Below are 25,552 nucleotides of genomic sequence, written 5' to 3' on the forward strand. Positions count from 1 at the left end.
CAAGGTATATCGACTTATTCTTCTACCGGTGCAGTTTCCTCTGCTGTCTCTTCAACAGCAATGGTCTCTTCCTCCGGAGCAGTCTCAGTCTTCTCTTCCTCTACGGAAATTTCCTCTGTATCCTCAGGCTCCTCGGAAGCTGTTTTTACCTCCGGCATTCCTGTGTCAAGACTGATCTCACTGTAACGCTTCATACCTGTACCTGCAGGAATCAGCTTACCGATGATAACGTTCTCTTTCAGACCGATCAGCGGATCGATCTTACCTTTGATAGCAGCCTCTGTCAGGACTTTTGTTGTTTCCTGGAAGGATGCTGCTGACAGGAAGGAGTTTGTAGCAAGGGATGCTTTGGTAATACCAAGCATAACCTGTTTTCCCTCTGCCGGCTGTTTGCCCTCTGCCTCAAGTTTCTCATTAACTTCCTCAACATCAAGGACATCAACAAGTGTTCCTGGCAGGAACTCTGTATCTCCATTATCCTCGATACGGATCTTCTTCAGCATCTGATGAACGATAACCTCGATATGCTTATCGTTGATCTCAACACCCTGCAGACGATATACACGCTGAACCTCACGGATCATGTAATCCTGAACTGCACGCACACCCTTGATTCTCAGGATATCATGCGGATTTACACTACCTTCTGTCAGCTCATCGCCGGCCTCAAGGACCTGTCCGTCAAGGACTTTGATACGGGAACCGTATGGGATCAGGTAAGTCTTGGAATCGCCTGTCTCCGGATCGTTTACGATGATCTCACGTTTCTTCTTAGTGTCGTTGATCGTGGCAACACCTGGGATCTCTGTGATGATCGCAAGACCCTTCGGCTTTCTTGCCTCGAAAAGCTCCTCGACACGAGGAAGACCCTGTGTGATATCTCCACCGGCAACACCACCGGTATGGAAAGTACGCATGGTCAGCTGTGTACCTGGCTCACCGATAGACTGTGCTGCGATGATACCAACAGACTCACCAACCTGTACCGGCTCACCGGTAGCCATGTTCGCACCATAACATTTTGCGCAGACACCAACCTTGCACTTACAGGAAAGGATGGTACGGATCTTCAGTTTGTCGATCGGTCCGCCTGTCTGGTTGCTTACGCCCTCTTTCATGATACGGGCTGCACGCTTCGGTGTGATCATGTGGTTTGCTTTAACAAGGATTTCTCCGTCTTTATTCTTAACTGTCTCACAGGAGAAACGTCCTGTGATACGCTCCTGAAGGCTCTCGATCTCTTCTTTTCCGTCCATGAATCCACGAACGACCATACCGGAGATCTCTGCTCTGTTCTCACAGCAGTCCGCCTCACGAACGATCAGATCCTGGGATACGTCAACAAGTCGTCTTGTCAGGTATCCGGAATCGGCTGTACGAAGAGCGGTATCAGAAAGACCTTTACGGGCTCCATGAGCGGACATGAAGTACTCCAGTACGTCAAGACCTTCACGGAAGTTTGACTTGATCGGGAGCTCGATGGTATGACCGGTTGTATCAGCCATCAGTCCTCGCATTCCGGCAAGCTGTTTGATCTGCTTATCGGAACCACGGGCTCCAGAGTCAGCCATCATGAAGATGTTGTTGTACTTATCAAGACCTGTAAGAAGTGCCTTTGTAAGCTCATCATCGGTCTTCTTCCAGGTATCAACAACCTCTTTGTAACGCTCTTCCTCTGTGATAAGACCACGTTTGTAGTTCTTTGTGATACGGTCAACAGTATCCTGAGCCTGCTTGATCATCTCCGGCTTCTGCGGCGGCACGGTCATATCGGAAATAGATACGGTCATGGCTGCCCGTGTGGAGTATTTGTAACCCATAGACTTAACGGAGTCAAGTACCTCGGCTGTCTTTGTTGCACCGTGAGTATTGATAACCTTTTCAAGGATCTGCTTCAGCTGTTTCTTACCTACAAGGAAATCAACCTCAAGAAGCAGTTCGTTTCCAGGTACGCTTCTGTCCACAAATCCAAGGTCCTGCGGAAGGATCTCGTTGAACAGGAAACGTCCCAGTGTGGACTGAACATTGCCGCTTAAAACAGTTCCGTCCGGCATTGTCTTATGACAATGGACAATGATCTTTGTCTGGAGTGTGATGACCTTGTTCTCATATGCAAGAATTGCCTCGTTGACACTCTTGAAGAACTTGCCTTCACCCTTATTTCCAGGTCTCTCCTGAGTCAGGTAGTAGATACCAAGGACCATATCCTGTGAAGGAACGGCTACAGGACCACCATCTGACGGTTTCAGAAGGTTGTTCGGTGATAACAGAAGGAAACGGCACTCTGCCTGTGCTTCCTGGGAAAGCGGAAGATGTACAGCCATCTGGTCACCATCGAAGTCAGCGTTGAACGCGGTACAAACAAGCGGATGAAGCTTGATCGCCTTACCTTCTACAAGGATCGGCTCGAATGCCTGGATACCCAGACGATGCAGTGTAGGTGCACGATTCAGCATAACCGGATGCTCCTTAATGACGTCCTCAAGGACATCCCATACTGCCGGCTCAAGCTTCTCTACCATTTTCTTGGCATTTTTGATGTTGTGGGAAGTTCCGTTGGCAACAAGCTCTTTCATAACGAAAGGTTTGAACAGCTCGATAGCCATCTCCTTCGGAAGACCACACTGATAGATCTTCAGTTCAGGTCCTACGACGATTACAGAACGTCCGGAATAGTCAACTCGTTTACCGAGAAGGTTCTGACGGAAACGTCCGGATTTACCCTTCAGCATATCGGAAAGGGATTTCAGAGCTCTGTTTCCAGGGCCTGTTACAGGACGTCCACGGCGTCCGTTATCGATCAGGGCATCTACAGCCTCCTGCAGCATACGCTTCTCGTTGCGGACAATGATATCCGGAGCACCAAGCTCCAGAAGTCTTTTCAGACGGTTGTTTCTGTTGATGATCCTTCTGTAAAGATCATTCAGGTCAGATGTTGCAAAACGTCCTCCGTCCAGCTGTACCATAGGACGAAGATCCGGCGGGATAACCGGGATAACGGTCATGATCATCCACTCAGGACGGTTGCCGGACTCACGGAAGGACTCCACAACCTCAAGACGTTTGATGATCCTTGCACGCTTCTGGCCTGTTGCGTCCACAAGCTCTGCCTTCAGTTCTTCGGAATCCTTTTCAAGATCGATAGCCTGAAGGAGCTCCATGATGGACTCGGCACCCATACCTACACGGAATCCCTCTCCGTAAGACTCACGTGCTTCCTGGTACTCACGCTCGGTGAGTACCTGTTTGTACATAAGTCCGGAATCTGCAGGATCCAGAACGATATAGTTAGCAAAGTAAAGCACTTTCTCCAGTGTTCTCGGAGAAATATCAAGAATCAGACCCATACGGGACGGAATTCCTTTAAAGTACCAGATATGAGACACCGGAGCTGCAAGCTCGATGTGTCCCATACGCTCTCTACGAACGGCAGATTTGGTTACTTCAACACCGCATCTGTCGCAGACAACGCCTTTATAGCGAATTTTTTTGTACTTTCCACAGTGGCACTCCCAGTCCTTGCTCGGTCCGAAAATCCTTTCACAGAAAAGACCATCCTTCTCAGGCTTCAAGGTTCTGTAGTTGATCGTTTCAGGTTTTAAAACCTCACCGTGTGACCACTCTCTGATCTTCTCAGGGGACGCCAGTCCGATCTTGATGGCATCGAAAGTCATTGGCTGATATGTTTCATTGGCGTTGGTTGTTTCTGCCATGTATTCTTTCCCCTTTCTTATTCCTCATCATCAAAGGACTCTTCAAACTCGATCATATCATCTTCGTCTTCCATGTCCTCATCTTCTTCTACATTGACAAGCTCTTCTCCGCTGAACTCCTGCTTGGTGTAGCCGTGTTTACCGAAGGACTCCTCATCTCTGCGTCCTCTGGAATCACCCTCGATGACATGACGAAGATCAGTATCTCCGTAATCAGAGGTTTCCATAATGTGTACCTCTGATCCGTCCTCGCTGAGCACACGTACATCCAGACCAAGAGACTGAAGCTCTTTAAGAAGTACCTTAAAGGACTCAGGAATACCTGGCTCAGGAATGTTGTCACCTTTGATGATCGCTTCATAGGTCTTAACACGTCCGATCACATCATCAGACTTCACTGTCAGGATCTCCTGCAGTGTGTAGGAAGCACCATATGCCTCCAGTGCCCAAACCTCCATCTCTCCGAAACGCTGTCCACCGAACTGAGCTTTACCACCCAGAGGCTGCTGTGTTACCAGGGAGTATGGACCTGTGGAACGTGCATGGATCTTATCATCTACCAGATGATGCAGCTTCAGGTAGTGCATGTGACCGATAGTTACAGGGCTGTCGAAGTACTCGCCTGTACGTCCGTCACGAAGTCTTACCTTACCGTCTCTGGAGATCGGAACGCCCTTCCAGAGTGCTCTGTGAGCTTTATTCTCATCGAGATACTGCATAACATCCGGTGCAAGGATGTCTTTATATTTCTCACGGAATTCCTCAAAGTCTTCCGTATTAACGTAATCGTTGGCAAGCTCCAGAGTATCCTGGATATCAACCTCGTTTGCGCCATCGAATACAGGTGTTGCAATATTGAAGCCAAGTGCTTTGGCAGCAAGGCTCAAGTGGATCTCCAGGACCTGTCCGATGTTCATTCGGGAAGGTACACCCAGAGGATTCAGCACGATATCAAGAGGACGTCCGTTTGGAAGGAATGGCATATCCTCAACCGGAAGTACACGGGAAACGACACCCTTGTTACCATGACGACCAGCCATCTTATCACCAACGGAGATCTTTCTCTTCTGTGCAATATAAATACGTACTGCCTGATTTACTCCAGGGCTCAGCTCATCGCCGTTCTCTCTTGTAAATACCTTGGCATCTACGATAATACCATACTCACCGTGCGGTACCTTAAGGGAAGTATCACGTACCTCTCTTGCCTTCTCACCGAAGATAGCACGAAGGAGACGCTCCTCAGCAGTAAGCTCAGTTTCTCCCTTAGGAGTAACCTTACCGACAAGGATATCACCGGCACGTACCTCAGCACCGATACGGATGATACCGCGCTCATCCAGATCCTTCAGAGCGTCATCGCCGACACCCGGAACGTCACGTGTGATCTCTTCCGGTCCCAGCTTGGTATCACGGGATTCTGCCTCATATTCCTCAATATGGACAGATGTATAAACATCATTCTGTACCAGTTTCTCACTAAGAAGAACAGCATCCTCGTAGTTATAACCCTCCCAGGTCATAAATCCGATCAGCGGGTTCTTACCAAGTGCAAGCTCACCATTGGATGTAGACGGGCCATCCGCGATAACCTGTCCTGCCTCAACATGCTCACCCTGGAACACGATCGGTCTCTGGTTGTAGCAGTTGCTCTGGTTGCTTCGCATGAATTTAGTCAGATGATAATCATCTTTTGTTCCGTCATCATTCTTGATAGAGATATCTGTAGATGTGGAACGAAGTACTGTACCTGCTTTTCTTGCAACAACGCATACACCGGAGTCAACAGCTGTCTTGGTTTCCATACCTGTACCAACAACCGGAGCCTCTGTTGTAAGAAGCGGAACGGCCTGACGCTGCATGTTGGATCCCATCAGCGCACGGTTCGCATCATCGTTCTGCAGGAACGGGATCAGGGCTGTAGCAACGGAGAATACCATTCGCGGAGATACATCCATGTAATCGAACATGTGCTGCTCGTACTCCTGTGTCTCCTCGCGGTAACGACCGGAAACGTTCTTATGAATGAAGTGTCCCTCTTCATCCAGTGGCTCATTCGCCTGTGCTACATGGTAATTATCTTCCTCATCCGCTGTCATGTATACAACCTCATCGGTTACACGCGGGTTGGAAGGATCTGTTTTGTCGATCTTTCTGTACGGAGCCTCTACGAAGCCGTACTGATTGATCCTTGCATAGGATGCAAGGGAGTTGATAAGACCGATGTTCGGTCCCTCAGGAGTCTCGATCGGGCACATTCTTCCATAGTGGGAATAATGTACGTCTCGAACCTCGAATCCGGCTCTGTCTCGTGACAGACCGCCAGGTCCCAGTGCGGAAAGTCTTCTCTTGTGAGTCAGCTCTCCAAGCGGGTTGTTCTGATCCATGAACTGTGACAGCTGGGATGATCCGAAGAACTCTTTTACTGCTGCAGTTACAGGTTTGATATTGATCAGGGACTGCGGAGAAATACTCTCTGTGTCCTGTGTTGTCATTCTCTCACGTACCACACGCTCAAGTCTGGAAAGACCGATGCGGTACTGATTCTGAAGCAGCTCACCGACAGCACGGATACGACGGTTGCCCAGGTGGTCGATATCATCATCGTTACCAAGGCCATACTCCAGATGCATATTGTAGTTAATGGACGCAAGGATATCTTCCTTGGTGATGTGTTTCGGGATCAGGTCGTGGATATCACGTTTGATCGCATCACATCTGTCCTCAAATGTGTCATTTTCTTCCAGAATTTTTTCGAGCACTGGGTAGTATACTAATTCTGTAACACCCAGGGACTTCGGATTCTCAAGCTCCGGCAGATAGTGACGGATATCAACCATAAGGCTGGAAAGGACTTTGATTTCTCTCTCCTCACCCTGGATCCATACGTACGGAACTGCGGAATTCTGTAATGTATCAGCAAGCTCTTTTGTAACAAGTGTCTCAGCCTCAGCAAGGATCTCACCTGTTGTTGTATCTACAACATCCTGAGAAAGCTTGTGGCCTACGATACGTTTATTGAAATGAAGCTTCTTATTAAATTTATAACGTCCGACTTTGGCAAGGTCATATCTTCTCGGATCGAAGAACATTGCCATGATCAGGCTCTCTGCGCTCTCTACTGCAAGCGGCTCGCCCGGACGGATCTTCTTATACAGCTCAAGGAGACCTTCCTGATAGTTTGTGGAGGTATCCTTTGTAAAGCTGGCAAGGATCTTTGGCTCTTCACCAAACAGATCAATGATCTCAGCATTGGTTCCAATGCCCAGTGCACGGATCAGAACAGTGATCGGAACCTTTCTTGTTCTGTCTACACGTACATAAAATACATCATTTGAATCTGTCTCGTACTCCAGCCATGCACCTCTGTTCGGAATTACAGTACTGGAAAACAGTCTCTTACCAAGCTTATCATGAGCGATCGCGTAGTAGATTCCAGGGGAACGTACTAACTGGCTGACAATAACACGCTCAGCACCATTGATAACAAAGGTACCCGTAGCTGTCATCAGCGGTAAATCTCCCATGAAAATCTCGTGTTCGTTGATCTCTTCTGTTTCCTTATTGATCAGCCTTACTCGAACCTTCAAAGGTGCGGCATAAGTCACGTCACGTTCTTTACACTGCTCGATGGAATATTTTGCATCTTTTTCATCGTATGTGAAATCGATGAATTCCAGACTGAGCTTTCCGCCGTAATCTGCGATCGGAGAAATATCATCAAATACTTCTTTTAAACCTTCGTCAAGAAACCACTGGTAGGAATCTTTCTGAACTTCGATCAGGTTTGGCATTTCCAGGACTTCTTTTTGTCTCTGGTAGCTCATACGCATGCTTTTTCCAGTTTTTACAGAACGAATTCTGTTTTTTTCCATTGACGTTTCACCCCTGTTTTTTTATTATTTATTACAACATGATCCCGCCTGACCTTTAGGCAGGCATATCTAGCCATAATATAGCATCCTCCACTTTAACATAAGAAAAAAAGTGTGTCAAGCACTTTTTTTGATTTTTTTACATTTTTCAAAAAAAAGATTCTGTTCCTTCTATACATACGATGTATGGATATCCGGAACAGAATCTTTTTTTATCACACATACTTACTTCACAACAGTATTTACTGTTACTGTATTTCCGTATCTATCTTTTGAGACAAGTTTCAGAGCAGTATTCTTTTTTTGCTTCTTTATTTTAATAACGTACTGTTTCTTTTTGTTTACGGATGATACACCCAGCTTTGTCTGTTTTCCGGAACGCTGCACATATGCAATAACTGTCTGGCTGCCTGATGCAGTTCCGCTTATAGCTGTACTTCTTGATGTAACAGTTCTGCATGAAGGACGGTTGATGCCGGTCCATCCTTTGCAGCTTTTTACATATATCGCCTGAACCTTTCCGTTTTCGCAAAATGTATTCTTTTTCATGACCGGTATTACAGATGCATATGCATAAACACCATTCCCCGTATTTTTCTCCGCACGGTTTCCTGATACTTCGGATACTTTTGATTTCCAGAGCAAAATACCACTTTTTGCATTTGATGTCACACGATTGCTTTTTACCCTGACTCCGCCGACCACATACTCAATTTTCACGCCATGATTTTTGTTGGATAAACAGGTATTACCAAGAACATTATTGTTCTTTCCTGCATTTACACGTATTCCCGAGCCGGCCGTTGATTTAACAGTATTCTTCTGTGCAGTGGATGAAGTATTTACAGATTGCAGATAAATTCCATCTCCGCCTGCTCCGGAAACAGTATTCTGCTCTACAAGATTTCTCTGTTCTGATCCTGCTGCATAGACAGAACCGGAGAGATAAATTCCCGTATTTGCAGTTCCGGACACTGTATTCCTGCTGATAACGCTTCCTCGGGAATCCTGGGCATAAATCCCAAAATTGGAATATGAAGAAGTTTTTTTCATTGTTACCTGATTATCTGTTACGGTATCTGTGTCAGTAAGAGACATGCTGATTCCGTTTCCATATCCGCTGATCTGATTATCTTCTACAGTCACACCTTTCACCGGATATATCTTTTTAGGGAGCACAGCTCCATCTTTTTTCATATTATAGCCTGAAACTTTTATACCACTGCAGATCCATGCAATTCCACCAATGCTGGTAGTTCTGGCAAGACTGATGTAGTTTCCTGCCACACGAAGATTCCTGTTTTTCAGCATGTCCGGCCCATCATCATAGCCTGGCGTCTGGTGTGTATTGCTGCTCACAGAAGAAATGTCCACTCCATTTCCCACATTTACCATGGTATTATTTTCTGCTGTAGAATCTTCATAATTCATAAACCTTATACAGCGTTTTTTTACATTATGGAAAGTATTATTCGTAACTGTGATCCTTTTATATGTTTTTCCGGACATCATACTGTGCGTTCCCAGCCCTGTAAAGACATCTTCGAACACATTTCCATCGATCACAAAATCTTCACAGGTCGTTCCATCATAAGGTCTGTACTGCGGAAAAACATTGCTCTCATCTGTACAGCAGTCGATCTGAATACATTCCTGTCCGCCTTCCACATAATTCTTATAATAGCCACTGAATGTACAGCCTGTGATCTTGGCATTTTTCACTCCGCCAAATTCCAGAAAATGAGATTTCAGATTATTAAGAAATGTAGCATTTTTAATCGTAACATTCGTAGCATGTCCAATGCAAAATCCCACAAATCCGCCTGGAGCATCCTTATTTTCCACACACTGATAATTGTAGTCCCAGGTTCCTCCATCGATCACAATGTTGCGATATCCATCATATCCGCCTTCTGAATCTTTGGTATTTCCAAGACGGAGGATCAAATGTTTGGTGGTAGACGTTTTTGTAATATTAGCGTCTCTTGCATATAAGTACATATTACTGTACATGCAAAGTGTACCTGTCAGTTCATAATTTCCCGGTGGAATTATGATCTTGCAGGGATTTTCATCTGTGGCCTGATCTTTCAGTTCAAGAAACAGTGTGTTCAAAGGCGCTGTGATATCCTGTCCTTCCTCAACTTCCAGAGTCACAGTCTGATAAGTTCCAAGTTCTCCATCTGAAGCATCTCCTGCGGAAAAATCCCCAGCAGCATTGGCATCATCTGTAAAATCAGCCGGTGCCTGACCTGCGCCTTCATCAGCTTTATTATTATCCGGCTCTGCGACGTTTTCTACATTACCGTTTTCCTGCTGAAGCTGAAGTTCTTCGGAACCGTTATCGCCGTTCTCCGTTCCTTCGGAAAAATCTGCCGGCAATTCTCCGCTGATACTGCCATCTGTTGTCTGAATATCCTCACTGCCAGCTTCCGTTGCTGCATTGTCAGAAATATTCTTATTTGTGTCAAAATCTCCATCTGTGCTTCCATCTGAAAATGTGTCTTCAGTTGAATTTTCCGATATTTCCTCATCACCCGGTGCCTCTGATACATCCACTGCTTCTACAGCACCTGACTCTATTTTTGTCCAGGATGCCTGTGATGCAGGAACCACACTGCCATCGTTATCCAGCACAAGCGGATCCAGATCCTGTTCCGGCATATTTTCCTCTTCTTCAAGCTCCTCCTGCTGCTGCATTGCAGTTTCCTGAGCCCGAAGTTCATCCAGAGGATTTTTCACGTTTACAGTTATATTTTTTCCGACAGACACTGTCTTGGCTGCCGTCGGAAAAGAAACTCCTGTGATTCCCAACGCAGCAGCAAGGATACAGGCCATTATTTTTCGTTTCATATTCCATCCACCCTTTCCTGTCTCCTTTATTATCCTTTCTTTTTCTTCAAAAATCAAGATTTACCCTGGATTTTTTCACTAAAAAAGGCTGCTGTGCCGCCGGTAAACCGGCAGTCACAACAGCCTTTAAAACTTTTGATCTGATCGGATTATTTAAGTGTAACCTTAGCTCCCTCAGCCTCAAGTTTAGTTTTGATGTCCTCAGCCTCAGCTTTGGATGCGCCCTCTTTAACAACCTTCGGAGCACCATCAACGATAGCTTTAGCCTCTTTAAGTCCAAGACCTGTAACCTCACGAACAACTTTGATAACTTTAACTTTGTTAGCGCCAACCTCTGTAAGCTCTACGTCAAACTCATCTTTCTCCTCAGCTGCCTCGCCTGCTGCACCTGCTGCTGCTACAACAACACCTGCTGCTGCGGAAACGCCGAACTCTTCCTCACAAGCTTTTACAAGGTCATTTAACTCTAATACAGATAATTCTTTGATTGCTGCAATAAATTCTTCTGTTGTTAATTTTGCCATTTTAATTTCCCTCCATTTATAAATTTTAATTAATAATCATGCGGTCGTTATGCCGCCAATTGCACGTTGCTGGGATTACTCAGCAGCTGCTGCGTCAGCTCCGCCATTCTGCTCTGCGATCTGATTAAGCACACGAGCGAAGTTTGCGATCGGAGACTGCATACTTCCAAGCAGTTTTCCAAGAAGTTCCTCTCTTGAAGGAATTGTGGACAGTGCCTGAATTCCGGCCTGATCATTGTAGTTACCTTCAACTACACCTGCGATCAGCTCCAGTGCCGGGAACTGTTTTGCATATTTAGCAAGGATTCTTGCCGGAGCAGTTGCGTCTGTCTCGGAGATAGCGATCGCATTTGTGCCATGTAAATGATCACTGAGGCTCTCAAATGCTGTACCCTCGAATGCACGACGCATCATGGTATTCTTGTATACCTTGTACTGAACACCAGCTTCTCTTAACTCTTTACGAAGAATTGTATCCTGCTCAACTGTAAGACCGCTGTAGTTTACAAGTACAACAGACTGTGCGTCTTTAATGCTGTTAGAGATCTCTTCTACGATTGGTTGTTTCAGTTCTACTTTTGCCATGAAATGGTACACCTCCTTATAGATTTTGTATACCGCCGTCGCAATAAGTCAATCTGTTTAAAAAAAGACCTTACTGCTTCGCAATAAGGCCTTGTGTAATCTTAACTCAGAATACTTGGACCTCGGTAGGCGTTTTGATCCTTATGCCTTACGGCACCTACTGTCTTCGGCAGCGTTCTTAGGTACAATACCATAACAGTGCCGGGTGTGTCAAGTATTTTTTAAGATTTTTTCAAAATTATTTAGTACCAAAAATACGGTCTCCGGCATCTCCAAGTCCCGGGCAGATGTAAGCGTTCTCATTGAGCTCTCTGTCAAGGGAACCACAGTAGATCTGTACATCCGGATGTGCCTCGTGAAGACGTTTCAGTCCCTCCGGAGCTGCGATGATGCACATGAACTTGATGTTCTTTCCACCCTGTTTCTTAACAAAATCAATGGCAGCCTCACCGGAACCGCCGGTTGCAAGCATCGGATCAACGATAACCGCGATACGCTCATCAATAGACTCCGGAAGTTTACAGTAGTACTCATGCGGCTCATGTGTCTCAGGATCTCTGTAAAGACCTACATGTCCCACTTTGGCAGATGGCACCAGTGTCAGGATACTGTTTACCATTCCAAGACCTGCACGGAGTACCGGGATAACAGCCAGCTTCTTACCGGCGATCATAGGTGTCCTGCATGTCTCGATCGGTGTCTCCACTTCCACTTCCTCTGTAGGAAGATCACGAAGTGCCTCGTATCCCATAAGGATGCCGATCTCCTCCACCAGTTTACGGAACTCATTTGTTCCTGTGTTCTTGTCACGGAGCATTGAAATTTTGTGTTTGATCAGCGGATGATCCATAATATAAACATTTTCCATTGTGATTTCCTCTCTTGTTCCGACGCAGCCGATACGCCTGCCACATCTGTGATTTTTTATCTTATTACATTATAATATATATAGTGTTTTTCCAAAAGGGGGAGTTTTACTTTTGAAGTTTTAATTCTCCGTCTCCGGCAGCAATAGCCTGATCGATCGCCCAGGCAACTCCAAATTCCTGGTTGGTCTTTGTTATATATTTTGCCACCTCTTTGATCCCGGGAACGGAATTTCCCATGGCTACCGTGGCGCCGAAATCCATGGACAGCATGGAATAATCATTAAAGCTGTCCCCAAGCACCATTACCTCATCCATTGTATATCCAAGAGATTCTATATATTCCTTCAACACAGGACCTTTCTGGGCTCTGACTTCCGTCACCTCCTGGTTCAGGATAAAGGAAGATGCCACCGCAAGCTCAGGATTCTGTCCAAGCTTCTCCCCGATCTCCTGAAGCATATCCACATCTCCTGCAAAAATAAAGATCTTGTACACAGGCGTCTCACATTCTTCCAGAGAACGGATATCTGAGATTCCTCTGGTATTTCCGGCAATCTGCAGGAACTGAGCAGAGTTACGGATCTTTTCATCGCTGTCATTTTTGTCCATATGGAAAAGTCTTATCTGGCGGATAATACCATCCTCGATCTCCTTCTTAGTTCCAAGCCGGTAATCATACCTGTCTGTAAAAAATATAACAGATACAGGATATTCTTTAAGTTCCTCATAGACCTCCTCGCAGAGATCAATGGGGATCGGCGTACGTTTCACTACTTCTCTCTGTGGGTTTCTCACCTCTGCTCCACTGCTTAAGATGTAATCACAGGTAATATCTGTATCCTTCAGTGCGTCCATGGCTCCACGGAAATTACGTCCTGTAGCCACCATAAAACGGATTCCCGCATCACAGGCACGTTTAATGGCAACCTGAGTTTCCGGTGCGATCTTATGGTCATCCCCAAGAAGGGTTCCGTCCATATCACTGGCGATCACTTTTATCATAAGTTCCTTCTCCTTTGAGCATTTTAATCTTCTGTGAGAAATTATAGCTTACAGGAACCGGAATTACAAGATGGGACAGATAAAGCGGGCATTTATATTCCCCTTTGCTGCCACCATGTCCTGTGATATAATTCTTTGCATATATTTTCTTATTATATTATTTCATTCTGATGGAGGAATCATGCTAAAAAAATCATATATATACCGGACCTTCACCCGGCTTTTATCTGTCACGCTGCTGATCAGTTTCTGTTTTCTTTTTGCCGGATGCGAACAAACCCAAACCAACACTGATGAGCAGGAACCTGTCAGTGTTTCTGATTTTAAACTGAACACAGTTGTTGATATCAAGATCTATGATTCCAGGGACAGATCTCTCCTTGATGACTGTCTCTCTCTCTGCGACAGATATGAGCTTGTTTTCAGCCGTACCAATGAAGACAGTGAACTGTACAGACTGAACCACAGAGAAGACCAGGGCCAGGAATCCGGCAGTTTTCCTTATAAGATAAGTACAGATCCTGATTCACAGAAGGAAACCTGGATGATTTCCCCCCAGCTTGCAGATCTTCTGGATGAAGGACTTGCCTTTACCAGGGAATCCGGAGGTGCTTTTGATATTGCCATTGCGCCTCTTACCTCTCTGTGGGATTTTACCGCAGAAGATCCCCAGGTACCGGCAGACAATGATATCCAGACAGCACTGCCACTGTGCAGCTCTGATGGCGTAGAGCTTAACGGGCAGAAGCTTACTCTTCCTTCTCCCGACACTGCCTTTGACGTAGGGGCTATTGCCAAAGGCTATATTGCCGACCGCATCAGTGAATACCTGAAAAAAAGCGGCGTAAAAAGTGCCATCATCAATCTGGGCGGCAATGTTCTCTGTATTGGAGGACGGCCTGACGGAGAGCCATTTAAGGTTGGCGTTCAGAAGCCTTTTGCTGACCGCAATGAAACGGCTGCTGTAGTGGATATCAACGGACGTTCAGTTGTTTCTTCGGGAATCTACGAACGCTGCTTTAAGCAGGACGGAAAACTCTATCATCACATCCTGGATCCACACACCGGATATCCTTATGATAACGGTCTGATCTCCGTCACTATCATTTCTGACCGTTCCGTGGACGGCGATGCCTTAAGCACCACCTGCTTTGCACTGGGCCTGAAAAAAGGTCTTGCCTTCGCAGAAAAAAAAGGTGTCCAGGCTGTCTTCATCACCAAAGACTATGAGCTTCACTATACAAAAGATTTCCAGAAAAAAATAAAAGTTTCACAGGTCGACTGATCTGTGAAACTTTTATCTGTAATAGTATCTGCTGCTCTTTTTAATTAGGTGTGATCATATCCGGCCAGGACAGGATTTCCCTAGAGATGATCTCTTCGTAATCACCTTCCACATCCTCACTTCTTCCGGCTGCAAACACATTGGTCTCAGCACCCCATACACTGTCCTCATACTCCCATACGTGGAACTTCAGCCCGCGGAACATAAAATCAATGCTTCCGCAGCCATCCTCTTCCGTATACTCAAATGGGATCTTCTTGGTATTCAGTGCTTCCTGCACTTTCTGTAAACGCATATACTCTCGCTCCTTCCACGCCGAAAATCTTTCTTTATATCAAGTATAGCATGTTGTGATTTTCGACACAAGGAAAGGATGAAAGTGCCTGTGAGCTACGGATATCTCAGGCCCAGTAGAGTCTCATTCCAAACTCATGGCTCATACGGTCCGGATGCCCATCAACTCTTGAAAGCAAAGTACAGATATCCTGATAGGTATTCTTTGCCATACATTTACCGCTATTATCAGAAAGAATTAGTGTAAGGTTCCACTTCTCGCCTTTTCCGTATTCTTTCTCAAAGGTTTTTACCATGACACGGCTGTCTGCCGGAACTTCTGCTTTAACACTTCCCTTTTCCACCAGTTCTCCGTTCAATGTTTCTGTAATGATCCATGTAAGTTCACACTCTCCCAGAGCTCCATCTGTATCATTTACAATATACAGACTGTCCAGATGATCTTTGTGCTTTGCAAAAACACCCACTGGTGCGTTGCTTTCCAGTATAGCCTGAAGACCCTTTTTGGGAATTCCCCACCAGTCATATAAACCGTAGAAGCTCTGAGGACACAGGTCGATAAACATAAACTGTACATATCCTGAGCAAGGTTCATATTTCTGGATCCTGTAATGCTCTGTATAATATTTCAGAAGCTTATACTGATATTCCTGGATCTTCGGGATATCATCCACCAGTTTTTCCAGACGATAATATACCGCCGGAACAGTTTTCAGATTTTCACTGCTGCCCGGTGCATCAAATCCGTACTCTGTATTCAGCTTTTCTGTCTGCTCATAAATATCTGCATATTCTCCACCGCTTAAAGAACCCAGATAATTGTGGCTGTCCCCGCTAAGCGGATCATCTTCGCAGAAAGAACCCTTGATGATCGGTCTGCCCGGATCCATCTTCTGTACCTCCCTATACAGAGCAGGTCCCGGATTTTCCTCCATAAATCTCCTTCTCACATTTCCATCCGGATCAACACATCCCGGTTCATTCATAATGATCCAGCAGATCAGAGACGGATGATGCTTCAGAAGTTTCACATTTTCTCTGTAAACATCTGCAAATCTCTGCGCCCATTCATCTGTTGAAGGATGCGTCCAGTTGTACTCCGAATCCTGAAGAACTGCAATTCCCAGCTCGTCACACAGATCATAAAAAACTTCCTGCTCTGTGTGGACATGTACTCGTACCAGGTTAAAACCTGCCGCCTTTACATTAAGAAGATCTCTCAGGTACCGTTCCCTTGTCATTGCGGAAATATAACAATCCGGAAAATAAGAGGTTCCTCTTATATACAGCTTCCTGTTATTAAGCCAGAATCTTGTTATTTTTTCATTACGCTCAATCTGAATGTCCCGGAAAGCAAAATTCGTTGTTCTGCTGCTCAGTATGTCTTTTCCCCTGCTTAACGTAAGTTCTGCCTGATACATCCAGGGATAACCATGATCCCATGTGGACCACAGTCTGACATCTTCCACTTTAAGCTCACATTTAAAGCCTGTCTCTGCTTTCTCTGCCATTATCTGAACAGTTTTTTCTGCCTTTATAAGACCGGACTCTTTTTCCCGGATCTTTACATTAAAATCATATGTCTCCCCGGATTTCAGACCTCGCGCTTCAGTTTCCACATATACGTCTGCTTTCTTTCCATCTGGATCCAGTTCATACTTCAGATCTGTCTGATCTTCCAGAACACCTTCTTCTGTCAGGATCAGCTCCACTTTTCCGTAGATTCCTACAGGATTTACATCTCTCTGGATAAATGTATCAGAATGTTCGTAGGTACCTTTTACCATATTTCTTTTTACCAGGGTGGTTCTGGAATCCTGTGCATCCAGCTCCACCTCATCATCCCATGGAGAACTTACCTTTACAATGAGATAATTTTTCTTTCCAAAAACAAGCTTATCTTTTACATTAAAGGAAAATGGAGCGGAATATCCTTCATGCTCTCCAAGAAATTCTCCGTTAAGCCATACTTTTCCATAATAATCCACATTGGTAAATTTAAGGACAGCATCCGTAACTTTCTGATCCGGAACTTCAAACTCTGTTTTGTACCACCAGGGTGCCTGATTGAAATATCTCAGTTCACGCCCGAAATATGGCTGTCTGGCATAGATAAGCTGCAGATGTTTCAGTTCCTCCAGTTCCTCCCATTCAGACACCTGGGAACCTACGGAAGTATCTGCTTCCCTGGCAGCATAAAGCCCGATCTTTTCCCCTGTATCATGAACATCCTGCAAAATTTTCCATCCTTGTTTCAATTCAATCCTTGTTTCCATTTCAGCCTCCTAACTCTTGACCGCACCTGCAGCCATACCTTCGATTATGTTCCTGTTAAGAATAAAATACACGATCAGTGTAGGCAGGATCGATATTACGATCGCCGCAAATGTACTTCCCCAGTCCACTCTTCCGAACTGCCCCACAAAGTCATTCAGGCCAATTGGAAGAGTTTTCATATCAGAAGATGAGATAAACGTATTGGCATAGGTAAATTCATTCCATACAAAAACAAAATTGTATGTAAGAACTGTCATTGTAGTATTTTTAGCCATAGGTACCACGATCTTGCGGAATGTGGTTCCCATTGTGGCACCGTCAATAACTGCCGCTTCCAGAAGAGAATCCGGCATAAATTTAAAAAATCCGGTGTAAAGATAGATACACATTGGAAGTCCGAACCCGATCTGCGGAAGCACCAGTGCCCAGTATGTATTTCTCAGTCCGATCCTGTTATAAATCTGGAACATGGGTACAAGGCAGGAAAAAATAGGCACCATCATTCCAAACAGGAAAAATGCCATCAGTGCATTGGCATATTTTACCTTTACCTTACTGATCACAAATGCAACCGGGCATCCCAGGACTACGATGCCAAGAAGTGTGAGAACTGCCACAACCGTACTGTTAAGAAAATATCTTGGAATGGATGAGATCGTCAGTGCGCTGATATAGTTTCCAAGATAAAATCCTGATGGCAGGGCATACTGTGCAGTATATGTCATTTCATCCGGTGTTTTCAGACTGGAGCAGATAACCCAGAAAATAGGGTAGACCTGTATCATGACAAAAATAAGGATCACTACATAGAACACAGCACGAATAGGTATATTTTTTCTTGATTTTATCATTCTGACCCATCTCCTTTCGCCGATCCCAGGCATTTCTGTATAATCCCTACTGCTACCAGACATTCAATGACCAGAAAAACGGACAATGTACTTCCATAGCCAAAGTCAGCCGAATTAAAAGCGGTTTTATACATATAAGTTGCCACCATCTCTGTTGATCTGGATTTATTGTCAAGAATATAGAATACATCAAAGGTTTTCAGACAACCATTTACAAGCATTACAATGACAATGCTGAATATATTTTTCACCAGTGGAAGCTTTATGTAACGATACTGTTGAAAAACATTGCAGCCATCCATTGTAGATGCCTCGATCACATCCTTTGATATGGATACAAATGCGGAATAAAAAATGATCATGTACAGACCACAGTATTTATATCCATCGATCAGGGTTATGGTTATCAGCGCTGTATGGGAATTTGCCAGCAAAGCGATAGGTTCCATTCCCAGTTTTTCCATCACATAGCAAACCAGACCCTGGGGCTGGACAGAAAGCATTTTGGAAAAAATCTGGCAGATCGCCATAGATGAAATGATACATGGAATAAAATAAATAACCCGCAGAATATTTCCACCCTTGGAAATATGTGTAAGCAAAATCGCCAGGATCAGTCCTGCACATAACTGGAACAGACTTCCCAGTACAACAAATTTAAGATTATTTACAACAGCCTCACGAAATGTCTCATCCTGAAACATCCTCACATAATTTTCCAGTCCGATAAACTTCATATCACCGATTCCATTCCAGGAAAAAAGGCTGTAACCCATTGACCACAGAATTGGGATGATAACAGTAAGAATATATATGAACAGTGCAGGAAGAACAAACGGTAAAGGCTGGATTTTATTTCTGGGCTTCATATCCTCTCCCCTTTCATACGCAGATGCAGATAAAATTCCGCATCTGCGCATTCTATCAGTTATTCTTCAGTGTCAAAATAATCAGATGCATACTGTTCTACAGCTTTGTCCATGTTTTCACAGAACTCTTCAGGAGTTGATTCTCCCATTCCAAGGCTTGCCAGCTCTTTTCTGTAAACCTCGTTTGTAGAAGGATCCAGACGAACATCCCAGCACTGGGCAAAAGTGCCACAGTTCTCAAGATCACTTAAAATCTGCTGTGTAAGCTCCGGCAGCTTCTCCGAATCACTTGGCATCATGGATGGAAGCATATTGAACTCATACATTGCCGTATCAGCAAAATTATCCCATACATAACTGATGAAATCTTTCATCTCATCACTCATGGAATCCTTGAGAATGGCAGTTCCGATTCCACAATTCGCATAGTAATCATTTTCTCCCGTAGCGGTTCCCTCGCTGTCTACAGGAAGTTTGAACATGGAAATATCATCTTTAAGATTTCCCTCATCATCTGTAAGATCCGGTGTATCCCATGTTCCGGTGTATAACATTGCCGCACCACTGTTCAGAAACAGATCCATCTGCGCGGTAGTATCTGAACTTGTCCATCCTTCACTGAAATACTGGGCTATATCCTGTGTATACTGGGCTGTTGCGATACCTGTCTCAGAATTAAATTTTTCTTTTCCCATTCTTGCATTGTCAATGAAGTCATTTCCTTCCAGTCTGAAAGCCTTAAATGCCGGATAACGCATGATCATGTCGTAATTTCCTGCGGATATCGGGGTCATTCCCGCATCTTTCAGCTTCTTGCACACATCCAGGAGATCTTCCAGTGTCTGGGGTGTTTCAGTAATTCCGGCTTTTTCAAACATGTCTTTGTGATACCAGAAATACTCTACATTTCCCTGCCAGGTCATAAGGTAATTGCTTCCGTCACTGAGTTTCGGATAATCCAGTGCAATACCAAAGAACTTGTCTTTGATACCCAGTTCATCATAAAGGTCATCCACACTGTAGATCAGATCTTTTTTGCAAAGGCCTTCAAAAAATGCCTCCGGATCTGCATCAAACCAGTCCGGCAACTCATTGCTGGATGCAAGGATCTTGATCTTCTGAAGATATGTTTCTCTGTCTGCAATAGACTCTACATTGAATTCAAAATCCGGGTGATCTTTTTTGTAATCTTCTGCAAGCTTCTTCAATGTTTTTAACGCTGCATCTGTTTCGCCTCTGGCACTGATATAATTGATCACAAGTGGTTCGGAATCCTCTTTTTTATCTGCCCACACATTCATCATGCTGAATGAAGAGAGACACATCATTGTGGCAAGTGTAGCAGCCATCACTTTTTTTAATTTCATTTTCGTCCTCCTTTTGGTACATTTCTATTCATCCGGATTGAATATTTTGTTCCGCTTTCCTTATCGATGAGACCATTATATTAAATCCGTCCGGAAAAATACATGGAAAATCTTCGCTGTACCTGGAATATTTTCTCCAATAATTTCCCAACACTTGTGAGAATTTTTCCCTTATTATATAATGTAGCCAATAAAATCAGGAGGGGGATTCCATGATAGAAAATCTGAAAAAAAAGGCGTTTCAATTATTTTTAGGAATCAGTCTGAAACGCAGGCTTTTTATTACATATCTGCTGCTCAGTTCTCTGATACTTATGCTTACTTCCGTGTTTTTTTATACTGCATCCAAAAAAGTACTGATCAAGCGTGCCGCACTTTCCAGCCAGCAGCAGCTATCCCTGATCACCAGCAACCTTGGAGAAAAGATCGATCATATATCAAACTATGCCATCACCCTTTCCATCAACAGCAATATCGCCGATGTTTTAAAAGAAAACCCCACAGTTCCCGAAAACACACTGGAACATTTTCTGGTAAATTCCGAACTTACAGACCAGGCCCAGCGTATCATCGGACTTCACAAAAACATCTATGCCTGGGATATCCTGGATACAGAAAACCACTGGTTTCACAGCAGTACCACAGAAACAGATCAGCTTGATTCCATTTTAGATCCCGAAGTCCTTGACAGCCTTCAGACTAATCTGGCTTTTCAGTTTCTCGGACCCTTCCAGATAAGCGGGGAGCCAACCTTTGTAGCCTTAAAAAGCATTACAAACATTGATAACACCAAATATCTGGGCGCCCTGGTCCTTCTGATCAGAGAAACAAATATTTCCTCTGCATTCCGCGACCTTCCGGACAGCTCTTCCAGGGATTTCTATATTACTGATGAAAATGGACAGATACTTTCCTCTTCTTCATCCGAAGGTATTTATAAAGACTTCTCATCCTATACAAAAATCAGTTCAGAGAATTATAAAACCCTGACAGAAACCTACAGGCATTTTTTTTCCGTAGACGGCACTAACACTCTTTTTATCTGCAAATCCTATCCTGACCTGAACTGGAATGTGATCAACCTGATTCCTCTGGAAAGTCTGCCTCTGGATCATATGGTGATCCTGCACAATATTCTTCTGATCAGCATTGTAGTGTTTATTTTATCTGTATTTTTTTCCATATTATGTACAGGTACTGTCACCGCACCTATACAGAGACTTGTAGAAAAAATGAAATCTGCGTCTGCCGGAAAGCTGAATATTTCTGCCAGTTACTCTTCAAATGATGAACTTGCAGTTCTCTATAACCAGTTTAACCTTATGATGCAGAAGATCCAGACATTACTTAACGATATCTATGAGGAACAAAATGCCAAACAGAAAATGGAAATACGTCTTTTACAGTCCCAGATCAATCCCCATTTTCTTTATAATACTTTAAACACCATCAAGTCTCTCATAGAACTTGACATGAATGATACCGCAGTAAAAGCAGTGTCTGCCATGTCATCTTTCTACAGAAACTCTCTTTCAAAGGGACAGTTTATCATTCCTCTGCGCCAGGAGCTGCTTCTTACAGAACAGTATCTTTATATCCAGAATCTGCGGTATATGGATTTTGTTGATTACGAGATCACCTATGAGCCGTCCTGGGAGGATCATGGGGCAGAGATACCTAAGCTGACCATACAGCCTGTTGTGGAAAATATTTTTGTCCACGGACTTACCAGCCAGATGTGCCATATTCACTTAAATGTTTCTATCAGAAATGGTACCATCTGTATTTCTGTTTCTGATAATGGTTCCGGTATCCCGCCGGAAAAACTTGCCGAACTTAACCGTTCTATCAGAGACTTCAAAACTGCCCGACATTCTTTCGGGCTTCCAAGTATCAACCACAGGATTGCTCTTCTCTACGGTGAGAATTACGGACTCACCATCGAAAGTTCACCTGAAAAGGGAACCACTGTAACCATAGTAATACCTGACAAAAAAATCTGATTGAGGGGGAAATATAAATTGAAAACACTCGTAATTATTGACGATGAAATTTTTTTCAGAAAATCTCTGATCAATTTTCTTGAAAAACAAAACATTTATAACATTGCAGGGGAAGCTAATAACGGACAGGCCGGAATCCAGCTTATTGAAAATGTCAAACCCGATATTGCCCTTGTGGATATATCCATGCCGGTTATGAGCGGTCTGGATATGATTGCAGCTCTTGGAACAGACTGTCATACCAGATTCATCCTTTCCACAGGATACGAAGATTTTGACTATGCCAAAAAAGCCATCTCTCTTCAGGTCCGCGGATACCTCCTGAAGCCACTGGATCACCGGGAGCTTATGGAGACACTCCAGAAAGTAAGTGACGAGATCGATCAGGAAAATTCCAAAAACAGTTATGTGAATAATTATTTTCAGTTCCGCGATCTGTATACACGACAAATGCAGCTTAATTTCTTCCAGAAGGTGATCAGCGGAACAACCATTTCCCCGGATGATCTGGAAAAAATTCCGATTCATAAAACTTCCGGTTATCTTACCATTCTTATGGAGATCCACAGTGCCAATCCGGAAATATGGGATGAAAAAGGTGATTTTTCTCTGCTCCACACTATCCTGGAAAATATATGCAGAGAAATCTTACAGCCTGTGTGCAAAGAGCTTATTTACATTGACTATTCTCAGATGAGACAGTATATCATCATGGAAAAAAGCTCTGATTTTTCTTTTGCCGATCTGGAACAATCCTGTCTCAGACTTGCCGGGATATATGATAATATTGCACAGATTTCCACTTTTTTCTGCTGCGGAACACCTCATGAAGGCGTGGAAGGAATCCGTTATTCCTATGAAGAGGCTCTTTCTGTTTTTCATAACAGAACTGCGTCTTCTTCCGGATTTCTTTATTTCACGCCCCAGTCCCATTCCGCTGATTTTACATTAAAGCCTCTGGTTTATAATGATATCCTGATCTTTCTGCGCCAGCAAAATTCACCGGCTCTCTGTAAATATATTGATGAATATTTCAACGATATCATCACCAAAAAAATCCATATCCGGCAGACCTGGAGTGTAGCTGCTGCTTTTCTTACTGTACTTGACGGTTTTATCACGGAGTGCAGTCAGCGTGAAACGCTTTTTCCTCTTCTGGAAAACGCCCTGAATACTTACCAGAACTGCCAGAGTGCCCTGCAGTTAAAACAACTGCTCCAGTCTACCTGCAAGGCAGTTCTGGATTCTCTTGCTGATGAAAAAAATCCGCGGAAGTCAGCTCTTGTATCCCAGGTTCAGGAATATATCTGTCTGAATTTTAATCAGCCGGATCTTCGTCTTGAAACCATTGCTTCCCATTTTTTTGTCAATCCCCAGCATCTCTCTGCTGTATTCAGTCAGGAATCCGGAGTTACACTTACCTCATATATCAATGTCTGCCGCATGAAAAAAGCCAGACAGTTTCTTCTGGAAGACAGCCCTTCCATTCAAAATGTAGCTTCTTTATGCGGATTTTCTGATTCCGGATATTTCAGCAAATGTTTCCGGAAATATTACGGAATCTCTCCAAAAAACTTTGTATCCCTGACTGAAAAGAACAGTTATCCAGGTTCTATCGGCATATGATCTTTATCTCATTAAAGCGTAACGTTTCACCGCTTCATCTTATTAAAATTACATTTTACTCTAACATATGTTTTATGTAAAATGCAAGTTCTTTTTATTGTGCAATATCCCGGAATGTGTTAAGATAAAACCTGCGACTTTATACAAATAGCAGTTTACCATACTGCAATAATGAGGTGAGTTATGAAAGAAAGAGAAAAACTTGGATCCCGTCTGGGATTCATTCTGATTTCTGCTGGCTGTGCCATCGGAATCGGAAACGTCTGGAAATTCCCTTACATGGCCGGACAGGGCGGTGGCGGCACATTCGTACTGTTTTACCTGATCTTCCTGGCCCTTCTTGGACTTCCTGTTATGACTATGGAGTTTTCTGTTGGACGTGCCAGCCAGAAGAGTCCTGTCAAAGCATATTACGCACTGGAAAAACCAGGACAGAAATGGCACATCCATGGATATATCACTCTGATCGGATGTTATCTCCTGATGATGTTTTACACCACTGTTACAGGCTGGATGCTGAATTACTTCTATATGACAGCCACCGGTAAATTCCAGGGACTTGATTCCGACGGTGTTGCAGGACAGTTTACCAACATGCTTGGCCAGCCCGTTACTATGGGATTCTGGATGATCGTTGTTGTTATTGCAGGTGTTTTTGTCTGCTCCCGCGGTCTTCAGAACGGCCTTGAAAAAGTTACCAAGGTTATGATGATCTCTCTTCTGGTGATCATGGTTGTTCTTGCCATCAACAGTTTTACCATGGATGGTGCCAAAGAGGGACTGAAATTCTACCTGATCCCGGATTTCGAGCGTATGAAAGAGATCGGTATTATTTCTACCATTACCGGTGCTATGAACCAGGCATTCTTTACTCTCAGCCTTGGTATCGGTGCTATGGCTATCTTCGGAAGCTACATCGGAAAAGATCATGCACTGCTTGGTGAATCCATGAATATTGCGCTTCTGGATACTTTTGTTGCGATCACCTCCGGACTTATTATTTTCCCGGCATGTTTCACATTCAATGTTGACCAGACTTCCGGACCGAGCCTGATCTTCATCACACTGCCGAATATTTTCAACCACATTCCGCTTGGAAGACTGTGGGGAAGCCTGTTCTTTATCTTTATGTCATTTGCAGCTTTCTCTACCATCCTGGCTGTATTTGAAAATATTATTTCCTGCGGTATGGAGCTTACCGGCTGGAGCCGAAAAAAATCCAGTCTTGTAAATGCCATCGCCATCATCCTTCTGTCTCTGCCATGCGTACTTGGATACAATGTATGGTCCTGGGACTGGCTCAAGGTATTCGGCGGCGCAATTCTCGACCTTGAAGATTTTCTGGTAAGCAACATTCTGCTCCCGCTTGGTTCTCTTGTATACCTGCTTTTCTGTGTTTCCAAACGGGGCTGGGGCTGGGAAAACTTCACAGAAGAAGCCAACACCGGAAAAGGCATGAAGATCCGGAAATGGATGCGCGGATACATCACTTATATCCTGCCGCTGATCATTCTGTTTATCTTCTTCTTTGGTCTGTACGATAAGTTTTTTGCATAAAA

Annotated in this window: 16 protein-coding genes and 1 other annotated feature; of the genes, 4 read left to right on the forward strand and 12 right to left on the reverse strand. The window is 44.1% G+C overall.

Features of this window, described 5'->3' with window-relative positions; genetic code table 11:
* Window positions 1-14: 14 nt before the first annotated feature.
* The 7 genes from rpoC to DMI82_RS13490 form a co-directional block, all read right to left on the reverse strand.
* Entirely contained in the window at window positions 15-3,713 is a 3,699-nt protein-coding gene (gene rpoC / locus DMI82_RS13460) for a DNA-directed RNA polymerase subunit beta' (protein ID WP_015526299.1), read from the reverse strand.
* Between the two features lie 17 nt (window positions 3,714-3,730).
* Complete coding sequence (rpoB, locus tag DMI82_RS13465) at window positions 3,731-7,588, reverse strand: DNA-directed RNA polymerase subunit beta (protein WP_110103597.1); 3,858 nt, start codon at window positions 7,586-7,588, stop codon at window positions 3,731-3,733.
* Between the two features lie 225 nt (window positions 7,589-7,813).
* Complete coding sequence (locus DMI82_RS13470) at window positions 7,814-10,441, reverse strand: right-handed parallel beta-helix repeat-containing protein (RefSeq protein WP_146207163.1); 2,628 nt, start codon at window positions 10,439-10,441, stop codon at window positions 7,814-7,816.
* A gap of 149 nt (window positions 10,442-10,590) precedes the next feature.
* Window positions 10,591-10,965: a 50S ribosomal protein L7/L12 gene (rplL, locus tag DMI82_RS13475; protein WP_015526302.1), complete on the reverse strand. Its 375-nt coding sequence runs from the start codon at window positions 10,963-10,965 to the stop codon at window positions 10,591-10,593.
* A 75-nt stretch (window positions 10,966-11,040) separates the two neighbouring features.
* Window positions 11,041-11,550, reverse strand: coding sequence for a 50S ribosomal protein L10 (gene rplJ / locus DMI82_RS13480; RefSeq protein WP_021652200.1), 510 nt, complete (start codon window positions 11,548-11,550; stop codon window positions 11,041-11,043).
* Between the two features lie 51 nt (window positions 11,551-11,601).
* Window positions 11,602-11,738, reverse strand: a sequence feature (ribosomal protein L10 leader region).
* A gap of 50 nt (window positions 11,739-11,788) precedes the next feature.
* Window positions 11,789-12,418 (reverse strand): uracil phosphoribosyltransferase, encoded by a 630-nt coding sequence (gene upp / locus DMI82_RS13485; protein WP_059086661.1) that lies wholly within the window; start codon window positions 12,416-12,418, stop codon window positions 11,789-11,791.
* A gap of 106 nt (window positions 12,419-12,524) precedes the next feature.
* Window positions 12,525-13,421, reverse strand: coding sequence for a Cof-type HAD-IIB family hydrolase (locus DMI82_RS13490; protein ID WP_059086660.1), 897 nt, complete (start codon window positions 13,419-13,421; stop codon window positions 12,525-12,527).
* 181 nt (window positions 13,422-13,602) lie between these two features.
* Here DMI82_RS13490 and DMI82_RS13495 point away from each other — a divergent pair, with 181 nt between their 5' ends.
* Window positions 13,603-14,706, forward strand: coding sequence for an FAD:protein FMN transferase (locus DMI82_RS13495; protein ID WP_059086659.1), 1,104 nt, complete (start codon window positions 13,603-13,605; stop codon window positions 14,704-14,706).
* A 40-nt stretch (window positions 14,707-14,746) separates the two neighbouring features.
* On the opposite strand, the gene DMI82_RS13500 is transcribed toward DMI82_RS13495, so the two are convergent.
* The 5 genes from DMI82_RS13500 to DMI82_RS13520 all read right to left on the reverse strand — a co-directional run bounded on the left by DMI82_RS13500 (window position 14,747) and on the right by DMI82_RS13520 (window position 20,364).
* The gene (locus DMI82_RS13500; protein ID WP_059086658.1) at window positions 14,747-15,001 is read right to left on the reverse strand and encodes a hypothetical protein; all 255 of its coding nucleotides are present in this window, start codon (window positions 14,999-15,001) and stop codon (window positions 14,747-14,749) included.
* 106 nt (window positions 15,002-15,107) lie between these two features.
* Window positions 15,108-17,276: a glycoside hydrolase family 2 protein gene (locus tag DMI82_RS13505; protein ID WP_110103599.1), complete on the reverse strand. Its 2,169-nt coding sequence runs from the start codon at window positions 17,274-17,276 to the stop codon at window positions 15,108-15,110.
* Between the two features lie 9 nt (window positions 17,277-17,285).
* On the reverse strand, window positions 17,286-18,128 hold the full coding sequence (locus DMI82_RS13510) for a carbohydrate ABC transporter permease (RefSeq protein WP_021976595.1): 843 nt from the start codon (window positions 18,126-18,128) through the stop codon (window positions 17,286-17,288).
* Complete coding sequence (locus tag DMI82_RS13515; protein WP_110103600.1) at window positions 18,125-18,997, reverse strand: carbohydrate ABC transporter permease; 873 nt, start codon at window positions 18,995-18,997, stop codon at window positions 18,125-18,127. Before DMI82_RS13515 ends, DMI82_RS13510 begins: the two co-directional genes overlap by 4 nt.
* A gap of 59 nt (window positions 18,998-19,056) precedes the next feature.
* Window positions 19,057-20,364 carry an ABC transporter substrate-binding protein gene (locus tag DMI82_RS13520; RefSeq protein WP_110103601.1) on the reverse strand — a complete coding sequence of 436 codons (1,308 nt, stop codon included), beginning with the start codon at window positions 20,362-20,364 and terminating at the stop codon, window positions 19,057-19,059.
* A gap of 212 nt (window positions 20,365-20,576) precedes the next feature.
* On the opposite strand from DMI82_RS13520, the gene DMI82_RS13525 reads away from it, so the two are divergent.
* From DMI82_RS13525 to DMI82_RS13535, 3 genes are all read left to right on the forward strand, one after another.
* Window positions 20,577-22,367 (forward strand): sensor histidine kinase, encoded by a 1,791-nt coding sequence (locus DMI82_RS13525; RefSeq protein WP_110103602.1) that lies wholly within the window; start codon window positions 20,577-20,579, stop codon window positions 22,365-22,367.
* Window positions 22,368-22,385: 18 nt separating this feature from the next.
* Complete coding sequence (locus DMI82_RS13530) at window positions 22,386-23,993, forward strand: response regulator (RefSeq protein WP_158526475.1); 1,608 nt, start codon at window positions 22,386-22,388, stop codon at window positions 23,991-23,993.
* Window positions 23,994-24,176: 183 nt separating this feature from the next.
* A complete protein-coding gene (locus DMI82_RS13535) occupies window positions 24,177-25,550 on the forward strand; it encodes a sodium-dependent transporter (RefSeq protein WP_110103604.1) in 1,374 nt (457 codons plus the stop codon).
* The last annotated feature ends 2 nt before the right edge of the window (window positions 25,551-25,552 follow it).

It is taken from the genome of Blautia sp. BCRC 81119 (assembly GCF_003184505.1).
In the GTDB taxonomy this organism is placed as follows: Bacteria; Bacillota; Clostridia; order Lachnospirales; family Lachnospiraceae; genus Blautia_A; species Blautia_A fusiformis.

Coding starts and splice junctions, on each gene's coding strand:
- rpoC (WP_015526299.1), bottom strand. CDS start 3,713: ATGGCAGAAACAACCAACGCCAATGAAACATATCAGCCAATGACTTTC.
- rpoB (WP_110103597.1), bottom strand. CDS start 7,588: ATGGAAAAAAACAGAATTCGTTCTGTAAAAACTGGAAAAAGCATGCGT.
- DMI82_RS13470 (WP_146207163.1), bottom strand. CDS start 10,441: ATGAAACGAAAAATAATGGCCTGTATCCTTGCTGCTGCGTTGGGAATC.
- rplL (WP_015526302.1), bottom strand. CDS start 10,965: ATGGCAAAATTAACAACAGAAGAATTTATTGCAGCAATCAAAGAATTA.
- rplJ (WP_021652200.1), bottom strand. CDS start 11,550: ATGGCAAAAGTAGAACTGAAACAACCAATCGTAGAAGAGATCTCTAAC.
- upp (WP_059086661.1), bottom strand. CDS start 12,418: ATGGAAAATGTTTATATTATGGATCATCCGCTGATCAAACACAAAATT.
- DMI82_RS13490 (WP_059086660.1), bottom strand. CDS start 13,421: ATGATAAAAGTGATCGCCAGTGATATGGACGGAACCCTTCTTGGGGAT.
- DMI82_RS13495 (WP_059086659.1), top strand. CDS start 13,603: ATGCTAAAAAAATCATATATATACCGGACCTTCACCCGGCTTTTATCT.
- DMI82_RS13500 (WP_059086658.1), bottom strand. CDS start 15,001: ATGCGTTTACAGAAAGTGCAGGAAGCACTGAATACCAAGAAGATCCCA.
- DMI82_RS13505 (WP_110103599.1), bottom strand. CDS start 17,276: ATGGAAACAAGGATTGAATTGAAACAAGGATGGAAAATTTTGCAGGAT.
- DMI82_RS13510 (WP_021976595.1), bottom strand. CDS start 18,128: ATGATAAAATCAAGAAAAAATATACCTATTCGTGCTGTGTTCTATGTA.
- DMI82_RS13515 (WP_110103600.1), bottom strand. CDS start 18,997: ATGAAGCCCAGAAATAAAATCCAGCCTTTACCGTTTGTTCTTCCTGCA.
- DMI82_RS13520 (WP_110103601.1), bottom strand. CDS start 20,364: ATGAAATTAAAAAAAGTGATGGCTGCTACACTTGCCACAATGATGTGT.
- DMI82_RS13525 (WP_110103602.1), top strand. CDS start 20,577: ATGATAGAAAATCTGAAAAAAAAGGCGTTTCAATTATTTTTAGGAATC.
- DMI82_RS13535 (WP_110103604.1), top strand. CDS start 24,177: ATGAAAGAAAGAGAAAAACTTGGATCCCGTCTGGGATTCATTCTGATT.